This is a genomic window from Exiguobacterium alkaliphilum (assembly GCF_018138125.1).
Classification (GTDB): Bacteria; Bacillota; Bacilli; order Exiguobacteriales; family Exiguobacteriaceae; genus Exiguobacterium; species Exiguobacterium alkaliphilum.
Genome location: NZ_CP073101.1, coordinates 712,954 through 729,498 on the forward strand (window position 1 = coordinate 712,954; position 16,545 = coordinate 729,498).

The 16,545-nt window shown below is 54.4% G+C and carries 19 protein-coding genes; 17 read left to right on the plus strand and 2 right to left on the minus strand.

Annotation, left to right across the window (positions count from 1 at the left end):
* Positions 1-31: 31 nt before the first annotated feature.
* Complete coding sequence (locus tag KB235_RS03835; RefSeq protein WP_211780444.1) at positions 32-550, plus strand: DUF421 domain-containing protein; 519 nt, start codon at positions 32-34, stop codon at positions 548-550.
* 10 nt (positions 551-560) lie between these two features.
* Here KB235_RS03835 and KB235_RS03840 read toward each other — a convergent pair whose 3' ends face one another.
* A complete protein-coding gene (locus tag KB235_RS03840; RefSeq protein ID WP_034814486.1) occupies positions 561-1,259 on the minus strand; it encodes a C40 family peptidase in 699 nt (232 codons plus the stop codon).
* Positions 1,260-1,635: 376 nt separating this feature from the next.
* On the opposite strand from KB235_RS03840, the gene rho reads away from it, so the two are divergent.
* From rho to KB235_RS03885, 9 genes are all read left to right on the plus strand, one after another.
* A complete protein-coding gene (gene rho / locus KB235_RS03845) occupies positions 1,636-2,976 on the plus strand; it encodes a transcription termination factor Rho (RefSeq protein ID WP_211780445.1) in 1,341 nt (446 codons plus the stop codon).
* An 82-nt stretch (positions 2,977-3,058) separates the two neighbouring features.
* On the plus strand, positions 3,059-3,301 hold the full coding sequence (locus KB235_RS03850; RefSeq protein WP_021066109.1) for a type B 50S ribosomal protein L31: 243 nt from the start codon (positions 3,059-3,061) through the stop codon (positions 3,299-3,301).
* A 138-nt stretch (positions 3,302-3,439) separates the two neighbouring features.
* On the plus strand, positions 3,440-4,051 hold the full coding sequence (locus tag KB235_RS03855; protein ID WP_034807391.1) for a thymidine kinase: 612 nt from the start codon (positions 3,440-3,442) through the stop codon (positions 4,049-4,051).
* 81 nt (positions 4,052-4,132) lie between these two features.
* Entirely contained in the window at positions 4,133-5,203 is a 1,071-nt protein-coding gene (gene prfA, locus KB235_RS03860) for a peptide chain release factor 1 (RefSeq protein WP_211780446.1), read from the plus strand.
* Positions 5,203-6,069, plus strand: a complete 867-nt coding sequence (prmC, locus tag KB235_RS03865; RefSeq protein WP_211780900.1) for a peptide chain release factor N(5)-glutamine methyltransferase — start codon at positions 5,203-5,205, stop codon at positions 6,067-6,069. Before prfA ends, prmC begins: the two co-directional genes overlap by 1 nt.
* The gene (locus KB235_RS03870) at positions 6,041-7,051 is read left to right on the plus strand and encodes an L-threonylcarbamoyladenylate synthase (protein ID WP_211780447.1); all 1,011 of its coding nucleotides are present in this window, start codon (positions 6,041-6,043) and stop codon (positions 7,049-7,051) included. The genes prmC and KB235_RS03870 overlap by 29 nt, the downstream gene beginning before the upstream one ends.
* A 28-nt stretch (positions 7,052-7,079) precedes the next feature.
* Positions 7,080-7,574 carry a low molecular weight protein arginine phosphatase gene (locus tag KB235_RS03875; protein ID WP_245175440.1) on the plus strand — a complete coding sequence of 165 codons (495 nt, stop codon included), beginning with the start codon at positions 7,080-7,082 and terminating at the stop codon, positions 7,572-7,574.
* A gap of 4 nt (positions 7,575-7,578) precedes the next feature.
* Positions 7,579-8,019 (plus strand): ribose 5-phosphate isomerase B, encoded by a 441-nt coding sequence (rpiB, locus tag KB235_RS03880; RefSeq protein ID WP_034807422.1) that lies wholly within the window; start codon positions 7,579-7,581, stop codon positions 8,017-8,019.
* Positions 8,020-8,024: 5 nt separating this feature from the next.
* Positions 8,025-8,558, plus strand: a complete 534-nt coding sequence (locus KB235_RS03885; RefSeq protein ID WP_211780448.1) for a TIGR01440 family protein — start codon at positions 8,025-8,027, stop codon at positions 8,556-8,558.
* Positions 8,559-8,594: 36 nt separating this feature from the next.
* Here KB235_RS03885 and KB235_RS03890 read toward each other — a convergent pair whose 3' ends face one another.
* Positions 8,595-9,380 carry an alpha/beta hydrolase gene (locus KB235_RS03890; protein WP_211780449.1) on the minus strand — a complete coding sequence of 262 codons (786 nt, stop codon included), beginning with the start codon at positions 9,378-9,380 and terminating at the stop codon, positions 8,595-8,597.
* Between the two features lie 129 nt (positions 9,381-9,509).
* Between KB235_RS03890 and glyA the strand changes: the two genes are divergently transcribed.
* From glyA to KB235_RS03925, 7 genes are all read left to right on the plus strand, one after another.
* A complete protein-coding gene (gene glyA / locus KB235_RS03895) occupies positions 9,510-10,763 on the plus strand; it encodes a serine hydroxymethyltransferase (RefSeq protein WP_211780450.1) in 1,254 nt (417 codons plus the stop codon).
* A gap of 3 nt (positions 10,764-10,766) precedes the next feature.
* Entirely contained in the window at positions 10,767-11,690 is a 924-nt protein-coding gene (locus KB235_RS03900) for a bZIP transcription factor (protein WP_211780451.1), read from the plus strand.
* A 108-nt stretch (positions 11,691-11,798) separates the two neighbouring features.
* On the plus strand, positions 11,799-12,068 hold the full coding sequence (locus KB235_RS03905) for a hypothetical protein (protein ID WP_211780452.1): 270 nt from the start codon (positions 11,799-11,801) through the stop codon (positions 12,066-12,068).
* Positions 12,069-12,138: 70 nt separating this feature from the next.
* On the plus strand, positions 12,139-12,816 hold the full coding sequence (locus KB235_RS03910) for a response regulator transcription factor (protein WP_034814501.1): 678 nt from the start codon (positions 12,139-12,141) through the stop codon (positions 12,814-12,816).
* 1 nt (position 12,817) lies between these two features.
* Positions 12,818-14,056 (plus strand): sensor histidine kinase, encoded by a 1,239-nt coding sequence (locus tag KB235_RS03915; RefSeq protein WP_034814503.1) that lies wholly within the window; start codon positions 12,818-12,820, stop codon positions 14,054-14,056.
* A gap of 117 nt (positions 14,057-14,173) precedes the next feature.
* Positions 14,174-14,857: a hypothetical protein gene (locus KB235_RS03920; RefSeq protein WP_211780453.1), complete on the plus strand. Its 684-nt coding sequence runs from the start codon at positions 14,174-14,176 to the stop codon at positions 14,855-14,857.
* Between the two features lie 221 nt (positions 14,858-15,078).
* Entirely contained in the window at positions 15,079-16,254 is a 1,176-nt protein-coding gene (locus KB235_RS03925; RefSeq protein ID WP_211780454.1) for a hypothetical protein, read from the plus strand.
* Positions 16,255-16,545 lie beyond the last annotated feature (291 nt).

A 16,545-nucleotide genomic window follows, 5' to 3' on the forward strand; every position in this document is an offset into this window, starting at 1 on the left:
GTGGAACATGGATTAGAGAGGAGGGAATAAAATGGAGCAACTCAATGCAATGACGCGAATAATGTTGACTGGAGTTGGCGCATACGTGTCAATTATCTTTATCTTACGAATCTCGGGCAAACGCACACTAGCTAAAATGAACGCATTTGACTTCATTGTGACTGTCGCGCTTGGCTCTATTTTAGCGACAACCCTTACAAGTCAACAGACTCCATTATTAAATGGATTAACTGCCTTCGCGACACTTGTTCTTTTGCAGTATGTGGTAGCAAAGCTTGCGCAACGGTCGGAACGGGTTAATCAGATGATTAAATCGACACCGACACTTCTGATGTATCAAGGGAGTTACATGCGGACACAAATGCAGAAAGAACGTGTCCTTGAGGTCGAGGTACTGCAAGCCATTCGATCAAGTGGTACTGAATTCAACCAGGTGGAAGCGGTCGTCTTAGAGACGGACGGCACATTTTCCGTGCTGACGAGTAGAGAGACGCTGCTTCAAAATGTGGACACAAAAAAACGACTCGGTTCCGATGAACCGAGTCGTTGAAGTCGTTTGATTAGAGGTACGATCCAGCACCGACATAACGTGGTGCCCAGTAACCTGATGTGAAGCTCGCGTATTTAACGCCGCCTGTTTCAGAGTTGATCATTTGTGTTTTGCTGAGTGCCATTCCGACGTGTTGAATCGTGCTTCCGTTGTGTGAGAAGAACACGAGGTCCCCAGCTTGAATCGCTGACTTCGAAACTTTTTTCGAGTTAGCGTATTGTGAGCGTGAGTCACGTGGGATTGTCTTGTTGATTGCTTTCTTGTAGACATGGCCCGTGTAACCTGAGCAGTCAAATCCAGCTGTCGTCGTGCCACCGAAGCGGTACGGTACGCCGAGGTACTTTTTCGACTCAGCAACGAGTTTCGAACGTGCGCTTGAAGCTGTTGACGTTGACGCCGTCGTTACCGTCGAAGCGGTAGCGGCTTGCAAGTACGTGTACGTTGATGAAGCTGAGATGTAACGGTGCGTCCCTTTGTAGTTGATCTTGTAGAAAGATCCGACTTTACCAAGGTATGTATAACGTTGGCCTTTATCCATCTTAGCTACGACTGATGAGTTGAGTGACGCCGATGTACGGATGTTCAAACCGTTCACTTTCGAATAAGCGAATGTTCCAGTAGAAGCTTCGGCTTGTTCGCTCGTTGTGAAGGCGAGACCCGAGAACGCGAGAGTGGCAGCGACGATGATAGATGCGAAACGCTTTAACATAATGTAATTCCCTCCGTTTTCTAAAATAAAACCCTGTGATTGTATATGGTCGATGTGTAATGACGATAGTAGAGCACAAGTTGCGAGTATTACCCGGTTTCCTGTGCAAATAAACTATATCATGCGCGAGACCGATAGCATTTTTCAATCGCAAGACAAAAAACAGTTTTCTTGTAATATATTTGAAACAATATGCGGCAATAAAGACTTATTTGTTACATAGAAACAAAAATGTCCGTTTTCTTTTGAACATCAGGGGAATAGACTGTCATAACGCCACTTTTAACAAGTGACGTCAATGAAAAATTGTGATTAGATGAATGAGAACTTTACAAATATTTTTCAAATATAGAAATATGAAAGACAGGTGACTTGCATGAGTCAACAGACCGAACCAGCTAAAAATTATACGCTTCGTGAACTTGAGACGAAGACGTTAAAAGAATTATATGAAATCGCGAAAGAAGTGAACGTGCCCCAATATCGCGAGGCACGCAAGCGTGAGCTCATGTTCCGCATCTTGAAGTCGCAGGCCGAATCGAAGGACCTCTACTTCCTCGAAGGCATCCTTGAGATTATCCCGCCGAACCCGCAGTCACAAAATGACGGAGGCTTCGGGTTCCTCCGCCCGATCAACTACTCTCAATCTTCTGAAGATATCTACATCGCCGCTTCACAAATCCGTCGCTTCAACCTCCGCAACGGCGACCTCGTCACGGGGAAAGTCCGCAAGCCGAAAGAGAACGAGCGTTTCCAGGGGCTCCTCAGCGTCGAGGCTGTCAACGGGGAGACGACGGAGTCGACACGGAACCGCGACTACTTCCCGGCTCTGACCCCGATTTATCCTGAGAAGCAGATGGTGCTTGAGACGGAGCCGAACCATCTGTCGGTCCGCGTCATGGATATGATCGCGCCGGTCGGTTTCGGACAGCGTGGTTTAATCGTCGCCCCGCCAAAAGCCGGGAAGACGTCGTTATTGAAAGAGATCGCCAACTCGATTACGACGAACCATCCGGACGTCGAACTGATTATCCTGTTGATTGACGAACGGCCGGAAGAAGTGACGGATATCCAACGATCGGTGCCCGGGGCGGACGTCGCTTACTCGACGTTCGACGAGACACCGGAGAACCATGCCCGTATCTCGGAACTCGTTCTCGAACGTGCGATGCGCCTCGTCGAACATAAGAAAGACGTCGTCATCTTGCTCGACTCGATTACGCGTCTGACGCGTGCGTACAATTTGTCGGTACCGCCGAGCGGTCGCACGCTCTCTGGGGGGATTGACCCGGCGGCGTTCCATAAACCGAAGAAGTTCTTTGGCGCGGCGCGTAACATCGAGGACGGGGGCAGCTTGACGATTCTCGGAACGGCGCTCGTTGATACGGGATCGCGTATGGATGACGTCATCTATGAAGAATTCAAAGGAACCGGCAACATGGAGCTCCACCTCGACCGGAAACTCTCAGAACGCCGCATCTTCCCGGCGATTGATATCCGTCGCTCGGGAACGCGGAAAGAAGAGCTCTTACTCGGCAAGGACGAGCTCGACATGCTTTGGACGATTCGCCGCACGATGAACGAGTCGCCTGACTTCCTCGAACAGTTCTTACGCCGTGTCCGTGAGACGAAGACGAACGTCGACTTTTTCGCGGCGCTCGAAGCCGATAAGAAAAAGAGTCGTCGCCCGGTGAAAAAAACAAAAACTGACTTGTAAAACGGTGAACCGGATGCTATTATATTCTAGTGAACTTTCTCTAGGTTGAAAGAATACTTAGGGCCGAAGGAGTTGAAAAGCAATGAAACAAGGAATCCACCCAGAATACCGTAAAGTCGTATTCATGGACTCGACGACTGAGTTCAAATTCATCTCTGGTTCGACTCGTTACTCTAACGAGACAATCACGATGGAAGATGGTAACGAATACCCACTCATCCGTGTCGATGTATCTTCTGACTCGCACCCGTTCTACACAGGTCGCCAGAAATTCGCATCTGCGGACGGTCGTATCGAGCGCTTCAACAAGAAGTACCAACGTTAATCGTCAACTTGTATGCACACCGCCTAGGGATTGCCCTTGGCGGTTTTTATTTTTTCATATAGAGAAGTCAACCCTTTTTCTTGATGAAAAAGATGGGTATAATCGTGAAGCGATTATCGATGGAGAGGGCGAAGAAAAATGATGCATGTGACGAACCGATACGGTTGGATCGAAGTGATTTGTGGGAGTATGTTTTCTGGGAAATCGGAGGAGTTGATTCGTCGTGTCCGCCGGGCCCATTACGGCAAAATCCCGGTACAAGTGTTCAAACCGGGTATCGACGACCGGTATCATGAAGAGAACGTCGTCTCGCATAGCGGCAACTCGGTCGTGGCCGTCCCGGTCCACTCGAGCCAGGACTTATACGATGCGGTGCGCGAAGAGACACAAGTCATCGCCATCGATGAGGTCCAGTTCTTTGACGAGGGCATCGTCGACGTGATCGAGCAGTTGGCGTCAGAAGACAAACGTGTCATCTGCGCCGGTCTCGACATGGACTTCCGTGGTGAACCGTTCACGATGATGCCGGAACTGCTCGCGCGTGCCGAGTTCGTGACGAAGCTCCAGGCCATCTGTCTGTCTTGTGGCGCCCCGGCGTCGCGGACGCAACGCTTGATTGACGGAGAGCCGGCTCGCTATGAGGACCCGGTCATCTTGGTCGGTGCGGCCGAGTCTTATGAACCCCGGTGCCGTCATTGTCACGACGTCCCGAACAAACCACGCCCGGTCCGCCATACGGTGGCCGATTGATGACCAAAGCGGACCGCCTCGGCGGTTCGTTTTTTGCTATAATGAAAACAGTTCGATTTGACGGAGAAAGGACGGATCATCATGTTTGACCGTTTAAGTGTATTAGAAGAACGCTACATGCAATTGAATGAGATGCTCGCTGACCCAGAAGTGCTCAGCGACTCAAATAAGTTACGCCAATATTCGAAAGAGCAGTCCCAGCTCGAAGAGACGGTGCAGGCGTACCGTCACTATAAAGAGACGAGCGCGGCGTATAAAGAAGCGAAACAGATGCTCGAAGACCGTACGCTCGATAGCGACATGCGCGAGCTCGCCAAAGAAGAGATGTCGCTCCTCGAGCCGGAAGTGAAAGCGCTCGAGGCGAAGCTCCGTGTATTGCTCCTACCGAAAGACCCGAACGACGACAAGAACGTCATCGTTGAGATTCGCGGGGCTGCCGGAGGAGACGAGGCGGCGCTGTTCGCGGGTGATCTTTATAAGATGTATACGCGTTTCGCCGAACGGCAAAATTGGAAAGTCGAGTTAATCGACGCCAACTATACGGAGCTCGGCGGTTTCAAAGAAGTGACGTTCCTCATCAACGGGAACGGCGCCTACTCGAAGCTGAAATTCGAGAACGGGGCCCATCGTGTCCAGCGTGTGCCGTCGACCGAATCGGGCGGGCGGATTCATACGTCGACGGCGACCGTCGCCGTATTGCCGGAAGCCGAGGACGTCGAAGTCCAAATCGACATGAAAGATGTCCGTGTGGACACGTTCACATCATCCGGACCGGGCGGGCAGTCGGTCAACACGACCCAGTCGGCCGTACGCTTGACGCACATCCCGTCGGGGCTCGTCGTCTCGTGCCAAGATGAGAAGTCGCAACATAAAAATAAAGACAAAGCGCTCAAAGTGCTCCGGGCCCGCCTCTACGACAAGATGCAGAGCGAGCACATGGAAGAGTTATCGGCCCAGCGGAAGTCGGCCGTCGGGACGGGTGATCGTTCAGAGCGGATCCGGACATACAATTTTCCGCAGAGCCGCGTGACCGACCATCGTATCGGGCTCACGCTTCAAAAGCTCGATCGCGTGCTCGCCGGTGAACTCGACGACATCATCGACGCGCTCGTCATGGACGAACAGGCTCGCTTGATGGAGGATGCGGAATGATGCGCATCGCCGCCGCATTGAAAACAGCAGAGCGCACACTGGCTGAAGCCGGCCGCGACGCCTCGATGGCGGAATGGTGGCTGATGCACGTCCTTGACGTCGACCGGACGGGGTTGTTGATTCGGCTGTCGGATGAACTTTCAACTGTCGAGGCGAAAGCTTTTACGGACGGTATGGCACGCCTTCTCGCCGGTGAACCCGTCCAGCATCTGATTGGGCAGGCACCGTTTTTCGGACGGATGTTTGAAGTGAATCGTGACGTCTTGATTCCGCGCCCGGAGACTGAAGAGTTAATCGAGTGGGTCGTCGAACACATCGGGGCAGTCGAAGATGACGAGACGGTCGATGTCGGGACGGGCTCGGGTGCGATTGCCATCACGCTTAGCCTCGAGCTCGGAAAACGCGTCCAAACGGTCGATATTTCCCGGGAAGCCATCGATGTGGCGAAGCGAAACGCCGAAGCGCTCGGAGCTGACGTCGTCTTCCATGAAGGGGACTGTCTCACTCCGATCGCCGATGCGTCGATTCGGGTGCTCGTCTCGAATCCGCCCTATATCGAGGCGGACGAACTGCTCGACGAGACCGTCGCGGGCTTCGAGCCACACCTCGCTTTGTTCGGTGGGGTGGACGGGCTCGACTTTTATCGAACGATTATCGCGGACTCGAAACGGGTCATGCGTGCCGATTGGCAGTTAATCGCGTTTGAAATCGGGTATAACCAAGGACAAGTTGTGAAAACGTACCTGTCCGAACGTTATCCTGAAGCAGAAACGGGTATTTTAAAAGATATAAACGGTAAAGACCGAATCGTCTACGCCGTGAGGGAAGGGATTGCGCATGGAAACGAAATGGATCAAGCCGACTGAAGTGAAGATTGGGGTAGAGCTCTTGAAGGCGGGTGAGGTGATCGCCATGCCGACGGAGACGGTGTACGGTCTCGCCGGAGATGCGACAAACGATGTCGCGATTCGCAAGATTTTTGAGGCGAAAGGCAGACCGGCAGACAACCCGCTCATCGTTCACGTCGCGTCAGTCGAACAGGCCGGACATTTCGCGCAAACCATCCCGCCGGTCGCGAAGCGCTTGATGGAAGCGTTTTGGCCCGGTGCCTTAACGATTATCTTACCGTCAAACGGTCGGGCGTCTTCGCTCGTGACAGCGGGACTCGATTCAATCGGGCTTCGGATGCCGGACCATGACGCCGCGCTCGATTTGATTCGCTCGTCCGGCCTCGGCTTGGCGGCACCGAGCGCGAACCGGTCTGGCCGGCCGTCTCCGACGTCTGCGAAACACGTGGCCGATGATTTATCCGGTCGTATCGCGGGTATTATGGATGGGGGACCGACAGGCATCGGTGTCGAGTCGACTGTAATCGACTGCACGACAGAACCGGCGACGATTTTACGTCCCGGCGGCGTGACGAAAGAAGCGATTGAGGCCGTAATCGGTCCGGTCAACCTCGATGCCAACTTGAACGACGAGACCGCGGCACCGCGCTCACCGGGGATGAAGTACACCCATTACGCCCCGAGCGCACCACTTTATCTCGTCGACGGGGGACGCGACGACCTCGTCCAAATCGTCACGGCACGTAAGGAAGCCGGCAAACGCGTCGGCGCGCTCGTGTTCGATGAAGAGCCGACCCCAGCCGACGTCACACTCTCGCTTGGTCGTTCGATGGAGACGGCGGCACAACGGCTGTATGAGGCGTTACGAAAATTTGATGAGACCGATGTGGAAGAGATTTACGTGAACCGGATTGAGCCGACGGGAGTCGCGCTTGCCGTCTACAACCGCCTCTATAAAGCGGCGGGCGGGAAAGTCGTTCGGTCACACGAAGAGGCCTAAGGACATAGAGGAGGATCACGCGATGTCGATGAAACGCGTATTATTCATATGTAGCGGAAATACATGCCGCAGCCCGATGGCGATGGCATTGCTTCGCTCGAAAGTGACAGGTGACGAATTTGATATCCGCTCGGCCGGACTTCGGACGATGCAAGGGTTCGATGCCTCGGAGAACGCCCTGCAAGTGTTGCGGGAACGTGGGATTGAACTCGACCATGTGACACAGACGTTTGACGATGTGCTCGGCCGTTGGGCCGATGTCATCTTGACGATGACACGCGCGCACCGTGAACAAATTCGAGACATGCACCCGGAGCTCGCCGACCGTACGTACACGCTCTACGAATTCGTGACCGGACTCGAACGAGACATCAACGACCCATTCGGAGGGTCGATGAACGTCTATCGCCAAGTCCGAAACGAACTCGAACCACTCGTCAATCGACTTGTGCTAAAATTGACGAATGATGGGTCGAAGGTGACGAAACCACCGAGACGCTTACCAAAAAAAACGGGGGAATGAACGAATGAAAATCGCAATCGGCGCCGATCACGGCGGATTCAACTTAAAAAAGGACATCGTCGGATTGCTCGAAGAATTGGGACACGAGTATAAAGACTTCGGGACGCACTCGGCCGAGTCGATCGACTATCCAGACGTCGCCATCCCGGTCGCAGAAGCGGTCGCGGCAGGTGAGTTCGACCGTGGGATCTTGATTTGTGGCACAGGGATTGGAATTGGCATTGCGGCCAATAAAGTGAAAGGGATTCGTGCCGCGCTCGTCCATGACTCGTTCAGCGCGAAGGCGACACGTCAACATAACGACTCGAACATTATGACGCTCGGTGAGCGGGTCGTCGGACCAGGCCTTGCTTTAGATTTAGTTGAGACGTGGCTCGACACAAGTTTCGAGGGCGGACGCCATTCGAACCGTGTCGACAAGATGAGCGCATACGAATCGAAGTGACGACGATGAAGACGGAGCTTTTAAACTTATTGACGGAGTTACACGATCGGTTTCCGTTAGATGAGGAAAAGATTCTCGTCATCGGTTGTTCGACGAGTGAAGTGCTCGGTAAGACGATCGGGAAGGCCGGGTCGATGGATGTCGCCTCGGAATTCATCGAGGCGTTCCAAACGTTTCGGGACAAAACCGGCGTCCACCTCGCCTTCCAAGGGTGTGAGCACATTAACCGTGCCCTCACCGTCGAACGTCGGACGTTAAAACAGTTCGGGTTGACGGAAGTGACCGTCGTCCCGATTCGGGCGGCCGGGGGCGCGATGGCCGAGAAGGCGTATGAACGTTTGGACGCGCCGTGCGTCGTCGAAGCGATTCAAGCGGACGCCGGCATCGACATCGGCTCGACGTTGATCGGTATGCATTTGAAGCCGGTCGCGATTCCCGTCCGTTTGTCGGCAAAACAGATCGGTGAGGCGTACGTCACGTTCGCCATCACCCGTCCGAAACTGATTGGTGGCCCGCGGGCGCACTATCCAGCCAAATAAACGAAGCCGGTCCGTCATGGACCGGCTTCGTTTGCGTTATACGTCCTCGCTAAACAAGTACGACACGACCATCGGGAAACGCTCGCGCCAGGCGATTTCGTTGTGTACGCCTTCTTCGATGACCTCGAAGCGGATATGCTCCACCTTATCGCGGAGCAGGGCGTAGACACGTTCGCTCGACTCGAGATACATCTCGTTCGTCGGCCCGTCCGCCGTCGGCTGTTCGACTTCTTTACGGCCGACGTCCATGTAAAGCCGTTCAACGCCTTTCAAATCGCTCGCTTCAATCAACTGCTCGAGTTCCGTCTGATTGAACCAGAACGCCGAGGACAACGAAGCGACACGCTTGAAGACGTCAGGATAGACGCAAGCGGCATAAATCGAGATTAATCCCCCCATCGAGCTGCCCATCATCGCCGTCTCGTCCGGCTTCGTCCGATAGTTCGCATCGATCATCGGCTTCAACTCTTGGGCGATATATTCGATATACGCTGAGCCTTGACCGCCGAGCGTCACGTCTTGACCGAGCAAGCTCTCGCCGATGTACGGGTTCTCCCACGGTCCGTATTCGTCGAGCCGCATCTCGCCAGGGGCAGAGTCGATTCCGACGATAATCAAGTCACGCTTTGAGGCATCTAAGTATGCACCGGCACGCCAGCTCATCTTATAACTCGCATCCTCGTCACTGAACACGTTCTGTCCGTCGTGCATATAAAGCACCGGATAGCGCTTGTCCGACATCTCGTAGTCGGCCGGTGTGTAAATCCGAACGGTCCGTTCGCGATCGAACGGAGTAATCGTGATTTGTTTTGTCTCAATCATAAATACCCTCCTCTAGTCGTCTTCTCTCATATGATACCCGACTTGCCACTAGATTAGACGATACCCAAAAAAAGAAGCTTATGTTACGATGGGGGTGTTGATTTTTAGACATACAGAGGGGGTTTCAACATGGTAAACACGACGAAGTTGAAAGTGCAGGATGCGGAATTGTTTGAAGCGATGCAACACGAGCTCGGTCGCCAACGGGAGAACATCGAACTCATTGCCTCGGAGAACTTTGTCTCAGAGGCAGTCATGGAAGCGCAAGGTGGCGTATTGACGAACAAGTACGCGGAAGGATATCCGGGCCGCCGTTACTACGGTGGTTGTGAGTTCGTCGACGTGGCCGAAAACATGGCCCGCGACCGCGCGAAACAGCTGTTCGGTGCCGAACATGCGAACGTCCAGCCGCACTCGGGCGCGCAGGCGAACATGGCCGTCTACTTCACGATCCTTGAAGCAGGCGACACGGTGCTCGGGATGAACTTGTCGCACGGCGGTCATTTGACGCACGGAAGTCCGGTCAACTTCTCAGGCGTTCAATACAACTTCGTCGAGTACGGTGTGGACAAAGAGACAGAACACATCGACTATGACGTCGTCGCAGCCCTCGCGAAAGAACATCAACCGAAACTCATCGTCGCTGGTGCCTCGGCATACCCGCGGACGATTGATTTCGCCAAGTTCCGTGAGATCGCCGACAGCGTCGGTGCGTATCTCATGGTCGACATGGCCCACATCGCTGGACTCGTCGCGGCCGGCCTTCATCCGAACCCGGTCGAGCACGCGCACTTCGTCACGACGACGACGCACAAGACACTCCGTGGTCCGCGCGGGGGGATGATCCTCTGTAAAGAAGAGTTCGCCAAGGCGATCGATAAGTCGATTTTCCCAGGCATTCAAGGCGGTCCGCTCATGCACGTCATCGCAGCGAAAGCGGTAGCGTTCGGTGAAGCGCTCCAACCTGAATTCAAAGACTATCAAGCACAAGTCATCAAAAATGCACAAGCGCTCGCGAAAGGGCTAGAAGAAGAGGGGCTCCGCATCGTATCGGGCGGCACGGACAACCACCTTCTCCTCGTCAACCTCCGCGGCATCGACATCACCGGGAAAGCGGCCGAGCATGCGCTCGACGCGGCCGGCATCACGGTGAACAAAAACACGATCCCATTCGATCCGGCATCACCGTTCGTCACGAGCGGGATTCGTCTCGGCACAGCGGCGATGACGACGCGTGGCTTCAAAGAAGACGATATGCGTGAAGTCGCCCGGTTGATTGGGCAAGTATTGACGAATCATGAAGATGAAGCGGTGCTCGCGACAGCACATGAAGAAGTACGTCGTTTGACGGCGAAGTTCCCGCTCTACCCGGAACGAGGCTGACGCATGGACGCACGGACACTCGCAGACCGAGAACTCGCGACACTGCCGCTCCTCGACATGACGGAATGGCTCGCCAGGAAAGGCGAGCACGACCCGACGTTTCGGCTTGTGGCGAATGAATTCGGTGTCATCACGACGCTGCTCGACCACGGTTATTTCAGTGAGGCGAGCGAACGGATTGTACCGCTTCTCGGGATGAAAGTGCCGGCTGCGTTCCATCGACTCGGACTCGCGCTCGAAGTGAAAGCGAACGGAAAGAAGGCGGCCAAGCGCCGCTTTCGTTCGTTCACGCCGGCCGTCATGAACCATACCGACTTGTCGGACTGGCGGCATGCTTTTAAATGGGAGAAAAGATGGCTCGGGTTGCCGGCTGCGATTGTGCTCGCTCTTGTCGCCTTGGCGCTCTGGCCCGACGAACCGGCACCCGTCCCGACCGTGAACGAGCCGACGGTTGATACGATCACGGAAGACGAAGCGCTCGCGGAGCGGCTCGAAGAACTTGAACAGGAAGTGGCCCGTCTCGAACAAGAGAACGAGGCGCTTCAGGCGGAAGAGGCAACACCGGAACCTGTTACGGAACCACCGGCCGTCATCCCGCTCACAGAGGTCGAGTCGCTCGTCTCGGAAAAGCGCTACGAGGAAGCGGACGCGCTGCTCGTCGGGGAGCCGAAAGCCGGACAAGAGCAGGCGGTCGGATTTTATCGCCTACTCGTCGACAATAAGCTGAATCAAGCGGAGATTGCCGACTATGCCGCCTATGTCGAAACGTATCCCGATTCCGGGTACAAGGCGGACGTCTTATGGATGAAAGGGATCGCCGAGCGTAAGGCCGGGGATGCGGTTTACCGGGAGACGCTCGCCGAAGTCGCGGCGATGGAAGGGACGTATTGGGCACCGATCGCCGAGTCGGTCCTTGCCGGAGACTGAGGTTGTAGCTTAGGCTACAGCCTCTTTTCTCATCAAATTCTAATCGGATTCACCAAGCGTTCTCAAGTGACTCTCGTATCATGAAGAAAAAGATGAAGGAGCGATAGGATGAGACGTAGCAGAACAAGTTGGTTTGGCCGGATGGTGCGAGGCGTGGTCGTGAGTGTGTTGGCCCTCTCGCTCATGGCGGTCGGTGTATTTGGATTTTTATTTTTTACGGTGACGGGCAACGACTGGCTCGGTCAATGGATGTCTTACGGAAGTGAGATTTCGCTTCAAGCCGATGGATTCGAGTCTCGTGTGGAACGATGGACCGACTCACTTGAGGCGCGGGTAGGTCAACTGATTCCGGAGACGATCCGGCCGTTTTTCGACTGAACAATCCGGGAACAGAATAACGATGCGTCGGGCGGACTGCTCGGCGTTTTTTGCAGAGAGGATGAAGACGATGGCAACGATTCTTGTCGTCGAAGACGACGTTAAAATTGCACGGCTGTTACAACTCGAACTGATGCACGCAGGGTATGCGGTCGAAGTCGAGCACGATGGACGGACCGGGCTCGAGCGGGCGCTTCAAGGTGGGATTGACTTGATGCTCCTTGACGTCATGTTGCCCCACATGAGTGGCCTCGAAGTCGTGCGCCGCATCAAAGCCGAGCAACCGACGCTACCGGTGCTCATGGTGACGGCGCGAGGCGACCGGTATGACAAGGTGAGCGGGCTCGACCTCGGGGCAGACGACTATATCACGAAGCCGTTCGAGATGGAGGAGTTACTCGCCCGGATTCGTGCCTTCTTACGGATGCGCCAACACATTCAAACCGATACGAGCGAACGAACTTTTTCTTATGAAGGCCTCACCGTCGACGTCAACCGTCATGAAGTGACGTGTAACGGGGCGCATGTGGAATTGACGCGGCGTGAGTTCGACTTGCTCGCCTATTTGATTGAACATCCGGAGCGGGTGTTGACGCGTGACCAATTGCTCGAACACGTCTGGGGTTTCGATTATTACGGGGACACGAACGTCGTTGACGTGTACGTGCGCTATGTCCGGAAGAAGCTCGGGGGCAGTTGGATTCAGACCGTTCGCGGTGTCGGATACATGTTGAAGCGTGGTGAATAAGATGAAGCTGCGCACGAAAATCGCCCTCGCGATGACGGGATTCATGTTATTTCTGCTCATCACGTCGTTCGGGGTCGCGTGGCTCGTCTCCCGTCACCAAATCATCGATTCCCGCTATGACGTGTTGCGACAAGCGCTCAGCCTGTTAGAAGAAGATACGCGCAACCGTGACGCCGTCGTCTCGCTCCATGAAGACAGTGTCGTCCTCGAGCGGCAAGCGAACGGGGAATGGGCCATCGTCGGTGGTTCGACCGCGGACGGGCTGAGCTTCCCGGTCAATTACGGGGAGCCGGCACTGATTGGTGACTGGTTCGTCATCGCGACATCGAACGGGCTCGCTTACGGGTTCGAGGATGCGGCGGTCAGTGAGACGCTTCGCACGCTCGCGACGATTTTTGTCATCATCTTCTTGATCGCCGTCGCTGTGACGTTCATCGGCAGTTTATGGATCGTCCGCCAAGGGCTCGCGCCGCTTCGAAAGCTAGAGGCGACGATGCAACGCATCACCACGTCCGGGACGCTCGAAACGATTGAGGTCGGCTCTGACGAGGACGAAGTGGCGACGCTCGCGGACGGCTTCAATCAGATGATCGGTCGGGTCGAAGGGTCGATGGACCAACAACGACGCTTCGTCGCCGATGTTTCACATGAACTGAAGACGCCGCTCACGGTCATCGAAGGCTATGCCAAACTGCTCCGGCGTTGGGGGCAGAGCGACCCGGCCGTCCGTGACGAGGCGATCGACCATATTTTGACGGAGTCGCGCCAAATGCGTGAAGACTTGATTGAACCGATGCTCGAGTTGAGCCGTTTCCCTACAATCGAAGAAGTCGAGTCCGAGGCGATCGAGTTGACGCAGCTAGCAAGTCAGCTCGAGGAACGGTTCGAACGCTCGCACGGCAAACGGGTGCCAATCGAGGCGACGGGGCAGTGGCAAGGTCATCGCGATTCGCTTCAGCGCTTGCTCGTCATTTTCATCGACAACAGTTTGAAGTATGCCGAGGACACGCGCGTCACGATGACGCCGACACGGATCGAGGTCCGTGACCACGGGCCGACGCTCGATGAAGAGGAACGGGGGCGGCTGTTCGACCGGTTTTATCGGCTCGATGAGGCGCGAGACCGGAGTGGTAGCGGGCTTGGGCTCGCCATCGCGAAAGAGGTGGCGGATTTGAACGGCTGGACCGTCGGGAGTTACGCCAACGCACCGAGCGGGAGCGTCTTTTACGTCACGAAATGAAAGAAGTTTCGCAACTTCTCATCGTTCTCTAATGGAATCCTCGTGGTGCTCTAAGGTCGACCTTCTATGATAAAGGTGTAGATCAGGAACACCACACAAAACGAGGAGGAATTGAACATGAAATTAATTGGATGGATTTTAGGCGTCGGCTTGGCGGTACTCGCCGTTGCCGGGATTGGGTTGTATGTCGCCAACGATAAGACGGACACGGTCATCGTCCCACGGGCGATTGACAGTGCGAGCAGCGGATCGAACGGGTCTGACGATGCAAGAGATGACGCACGAGACGACGGACAAGTCCAGACGAATGATGATGCGGCTGAGCCGGCACAGTCAGGCGATATCCCAATCCGTTCTGTCGATGACGACGATGACTATGAATTGTACGGCACGCTCGTCGCCTTGACGGACCGTGACGTCACAATCAGCTTTAGCGGCAAAGAGTCGACGTATCCGCTCGCGGCCCGTCATGAAATCGATGATGACACACCGAAATCGGGCGATCGCGTCAAACTCGAGTTCAACCGCAACAACGAAGTGAAGGAAGTCGACCGTGAGAACGACGACTTCGACATTTACGGCACGTTCGTCAAGATGTCCGACCGTGATGTGACGATTGAACGAGAAGGGCAACAGTTGACGTTCCCATTGGCAGCGCGCTATGAACTCGATGACGGGATGCCGAAAGCCGGCGACCGCGTCAAGCTTGAATTGAATCTGCAAGAGCAAGTGAAAGAGATTGAGCTGGACGATGACGATGATGATCGTGATGATGACGACGACGATCGTGACGACGACTAATACACGCATATAAGGGAAGGTGCCACGCGCGGTGGCACCTTTTTTCAAATCGTAACACTTCTGAAAACATAATCGAAACAACATATATGATATGATGAATAAGGAAATTTTAGGGGGACGTATCCAAAGACGACCGAACGAGGAAGGGGTGTCGAATAATGCGGAAATTTTGGATTATTCCCTTTTTATGTTTGGTTTTGAGCGGTTGTGGTGCGAACTCGATGAGTGCGATCGAGATGCGTCCGCTCGCCGCGACGGCGCTCAAGCAGACGAGTGGGATGGAATTACCATTGGAAATAAAGAAACATATTCTTACATATTGCGAGAAGCAACCGACGGATATCTTGCCGGCGCAGCGGGCGAAAGTGTCGGAGGCGACCTACGTTCACCCAGTCTATGAAGAGCTAGGGAGCAAGACCGTCAGCTACTGGGCGAGCGGCGAGACGCGTTACGTCTCGTGTGCAAACAGTTATGAGCAGTTCGAACGGACGTTTGCAGTCGAACCGATCGAGGCGCTCGAACCGCTAGCAGCTGACGTAAAAGAGACAGAAGCCAAGCGGATGATGACGTTTGAGCCGGCGTTTGACACGTCATTCATCAACGAGCGATTTCATATCGATGCGGAACACGAGCGCGTGCTGGCGGGGTCGATGTTTCGTTATGAAACCCCAGACAGCGGGTCGCTTTACGTCACGTACGACGTGAAACGGAACGGTCGGACGCTCGACCGGACGATCGAGTCGGGGTTGTTCGTCTTTAAAGCCGAGCGGACGAGCGGGTATACGTTCTTGACCCAGCTGACCGACGGGCGCGTCACACTTCAAATCGGGACGGAGGACGCGTTCGAGCGGAAAGTGTTACCGGACATCTTTGTCGGGGAACATGTGTATCTCGATACGACTGAAGCGACGGTCGTGCTCGACGGGTCGCGTCGCCAACTGTTGAAGCGCGTCATCGTCTCGGACGAACCGATCGGCCAAGTCGGGGACGAGTCGTCCCTTACCTTGTCCGAACGTTACGGGACGGTCATCGAGGTGTGGGGCAGCGTCCGATTGCCGCTCACGACGACGTTGATGAGTTTGTCGCCGGCAAGCGAGAAGGTGCGGTTGGCCACTTATGAACAAGACGGGACGATCGTCCATCTCGATGGGCCGAATACCCGTGCGCTATTCGAGTTGCTGACAGAAGTCGTCCCGTCGCGCGTACCGACGACCGCTACTTATCGCGGGACGATTTCGCTTCACGAGCGATTGTCCGAACAAAACCTCGACGTCTATGTCGCCGGCGGGGACGTGTTCGTGGTCGACCTTCATACCGGGGACGAATACGGTCTAGATGCTGTACAGCTGAAAGAGTTGCTGGCGTCATCGAATCAAACTCAAAAAATAAAAATGTAAGTATACCCGCTTTATGACGAAATTATGTCGGAAAAGCGGTTTTTTGTTGTGAAATTGAAACTATGTTTTGCTAAAAAACTATCCTATAATTTTTTTTGCGAAGGTTTAATAAGTCCTACATATAACCGATATACTCATAAAACACACAGCACTATACCTTTCGTCACTATATGGATAAAGGAGGAGTTAGAGAAACCCTCAATTTACCCCATCGTCCGTCACCACGTTTTGTTCGTCATCAGGAGAGGAATAGGTAGTGAAATTGAAAAAGTTAATGTTGTCTCTAACAGT

Excerpts from the sequence above, each read along its gene's own strand:
- KB235_RS03850 (WP_021066109.1), top strand. The coding sequence starts at position 3,059 with ATGAAACAAGGAATCCACCCAGAATACCGTAAAGTCGTATTCATGGAC.
- KB235_RS03890 (WP_211780449.1), bottom strand. The coding sequence starts at position 9,380 with ATGATTGAGACAAAACAAATCACGATTACTCCGTTCGATCGCGAACGG.
- prfA (WP_211780446.1), top strand. The coding sequence starts at position 4,133 with ATGTTTGACCGTTTAAGTGTATTAGAAGAACGCTACATGCAATTGAAT.
- KB235_RS03900 (WP_211780451.1), top strand. The coding sequence starts at position 10,767 with ATGGACGCACGGACACTCGCAGACCGAGAACTCGCGACACTGCCGCTC.
- glyA (WP_211780450.1), top strand. The coding sequence starts at position 9,510 with ATGGTAAACACGACGAAGTTGAAAGTGCAGGATGCGGAATTGTTTGAA.
- KB235_RS03870 (WP_211780447.1), top strand. The coding sequence starts at position 6,041 with ATGGAAACGAAATGGATCAAGCCGACTGAAGTGAAGATTGGGGTAGAG.
- KB235_RS03920 (WP_211780453.1), top strand. The coding sequence starts at position 14,174 with ATGAAATTAATTGGATGGATTTTAGGCGTCGGCTTGGCGGTACTCGCC.
- KB235_RS03905 (WP_211780452.1), top strand. The coding sequence starts at position 11,799 with ATGAGACGTAGCAGAACAAGTTGGTTTGGCCGGATGGTGCGAGGCGTG.
- KB235_RS03835 (WP_211780444.1), top strand. The coding sequence starts at position 32 with ATGGAGCAACTCAATGCAATGACGCGAATAATGTTGACTGGAGTTGGC.
- rho (WP_211780445.1), top strand. The coding sequence starts at position 1,636 with ATGAGTCAACAGACCGAACCAGCTAAAAATTATACGCTTCGTGAACTT.
- KB235_RS03915 (WP_034814503.1), top strand. The coding sequence starts at position 12,818 with ATGAAGCTGCGCACGAAAATCGCCCTCGCGATGACGGGATTCATGTTA.
- prmC (WP_211780900.1), top strand. The coding sequence starts at position 5,203 with ATGCGCATCGCCGCCGCATTGAAAACAGCAGAGCGCACACTGGCTGAA.
- KB235_RS03840 (WP_034814486.1), bottom strand. The coding sequence starts at position 1,259 with ATGTTAAAGCGTTTCGCATCTATCATCGTCGCTGCCACTCTCGCGTTC.
- KB235_RS03875 (WP_245175440.1), top strand. The coding sequence starts at position 7,080 with ATGAAACGCGTATTATTCATATGTAGCGGAAATACATGCCGCAGCCCG.
- KB235_RS03925 (WP_211780454.1), top strand. The coding sequence starts at position 15,079 with ATGAGTGCGATCGAGATGCGTCCGCTCGCCGCGACGGCGCTCAAGCAG.
- rpiB (WP_034807422.1), top strand. The coding sequence starts at position 7,579 with ATGAAAATCGCAATCGGCGCCGATCACGGCGGATTCAACTTAAAAAAG.
- KB235_RS03910 (WP_034814501.1), top strand. The coding sequence starts at position 12,139 with ATGGCAACGATTCTTGTCGTCGAAGACGACGTTAAAATTGCACGGCTG.
- KB235_RS03855 (WP_034807391.1), top strand. The coding sequence starts at position 3,440 with ATGATGCATGTGACGAACCGATACGGTTGGATCGAAGTGATTTGTGGG.
- KB235_RS03885 (WP_211780448.1), top strand. The coding sequence starts at position 8,025 with ATGAAGACGGAGCTTTTAAACTTATTGACGGAGTTACACGATCGGTTT.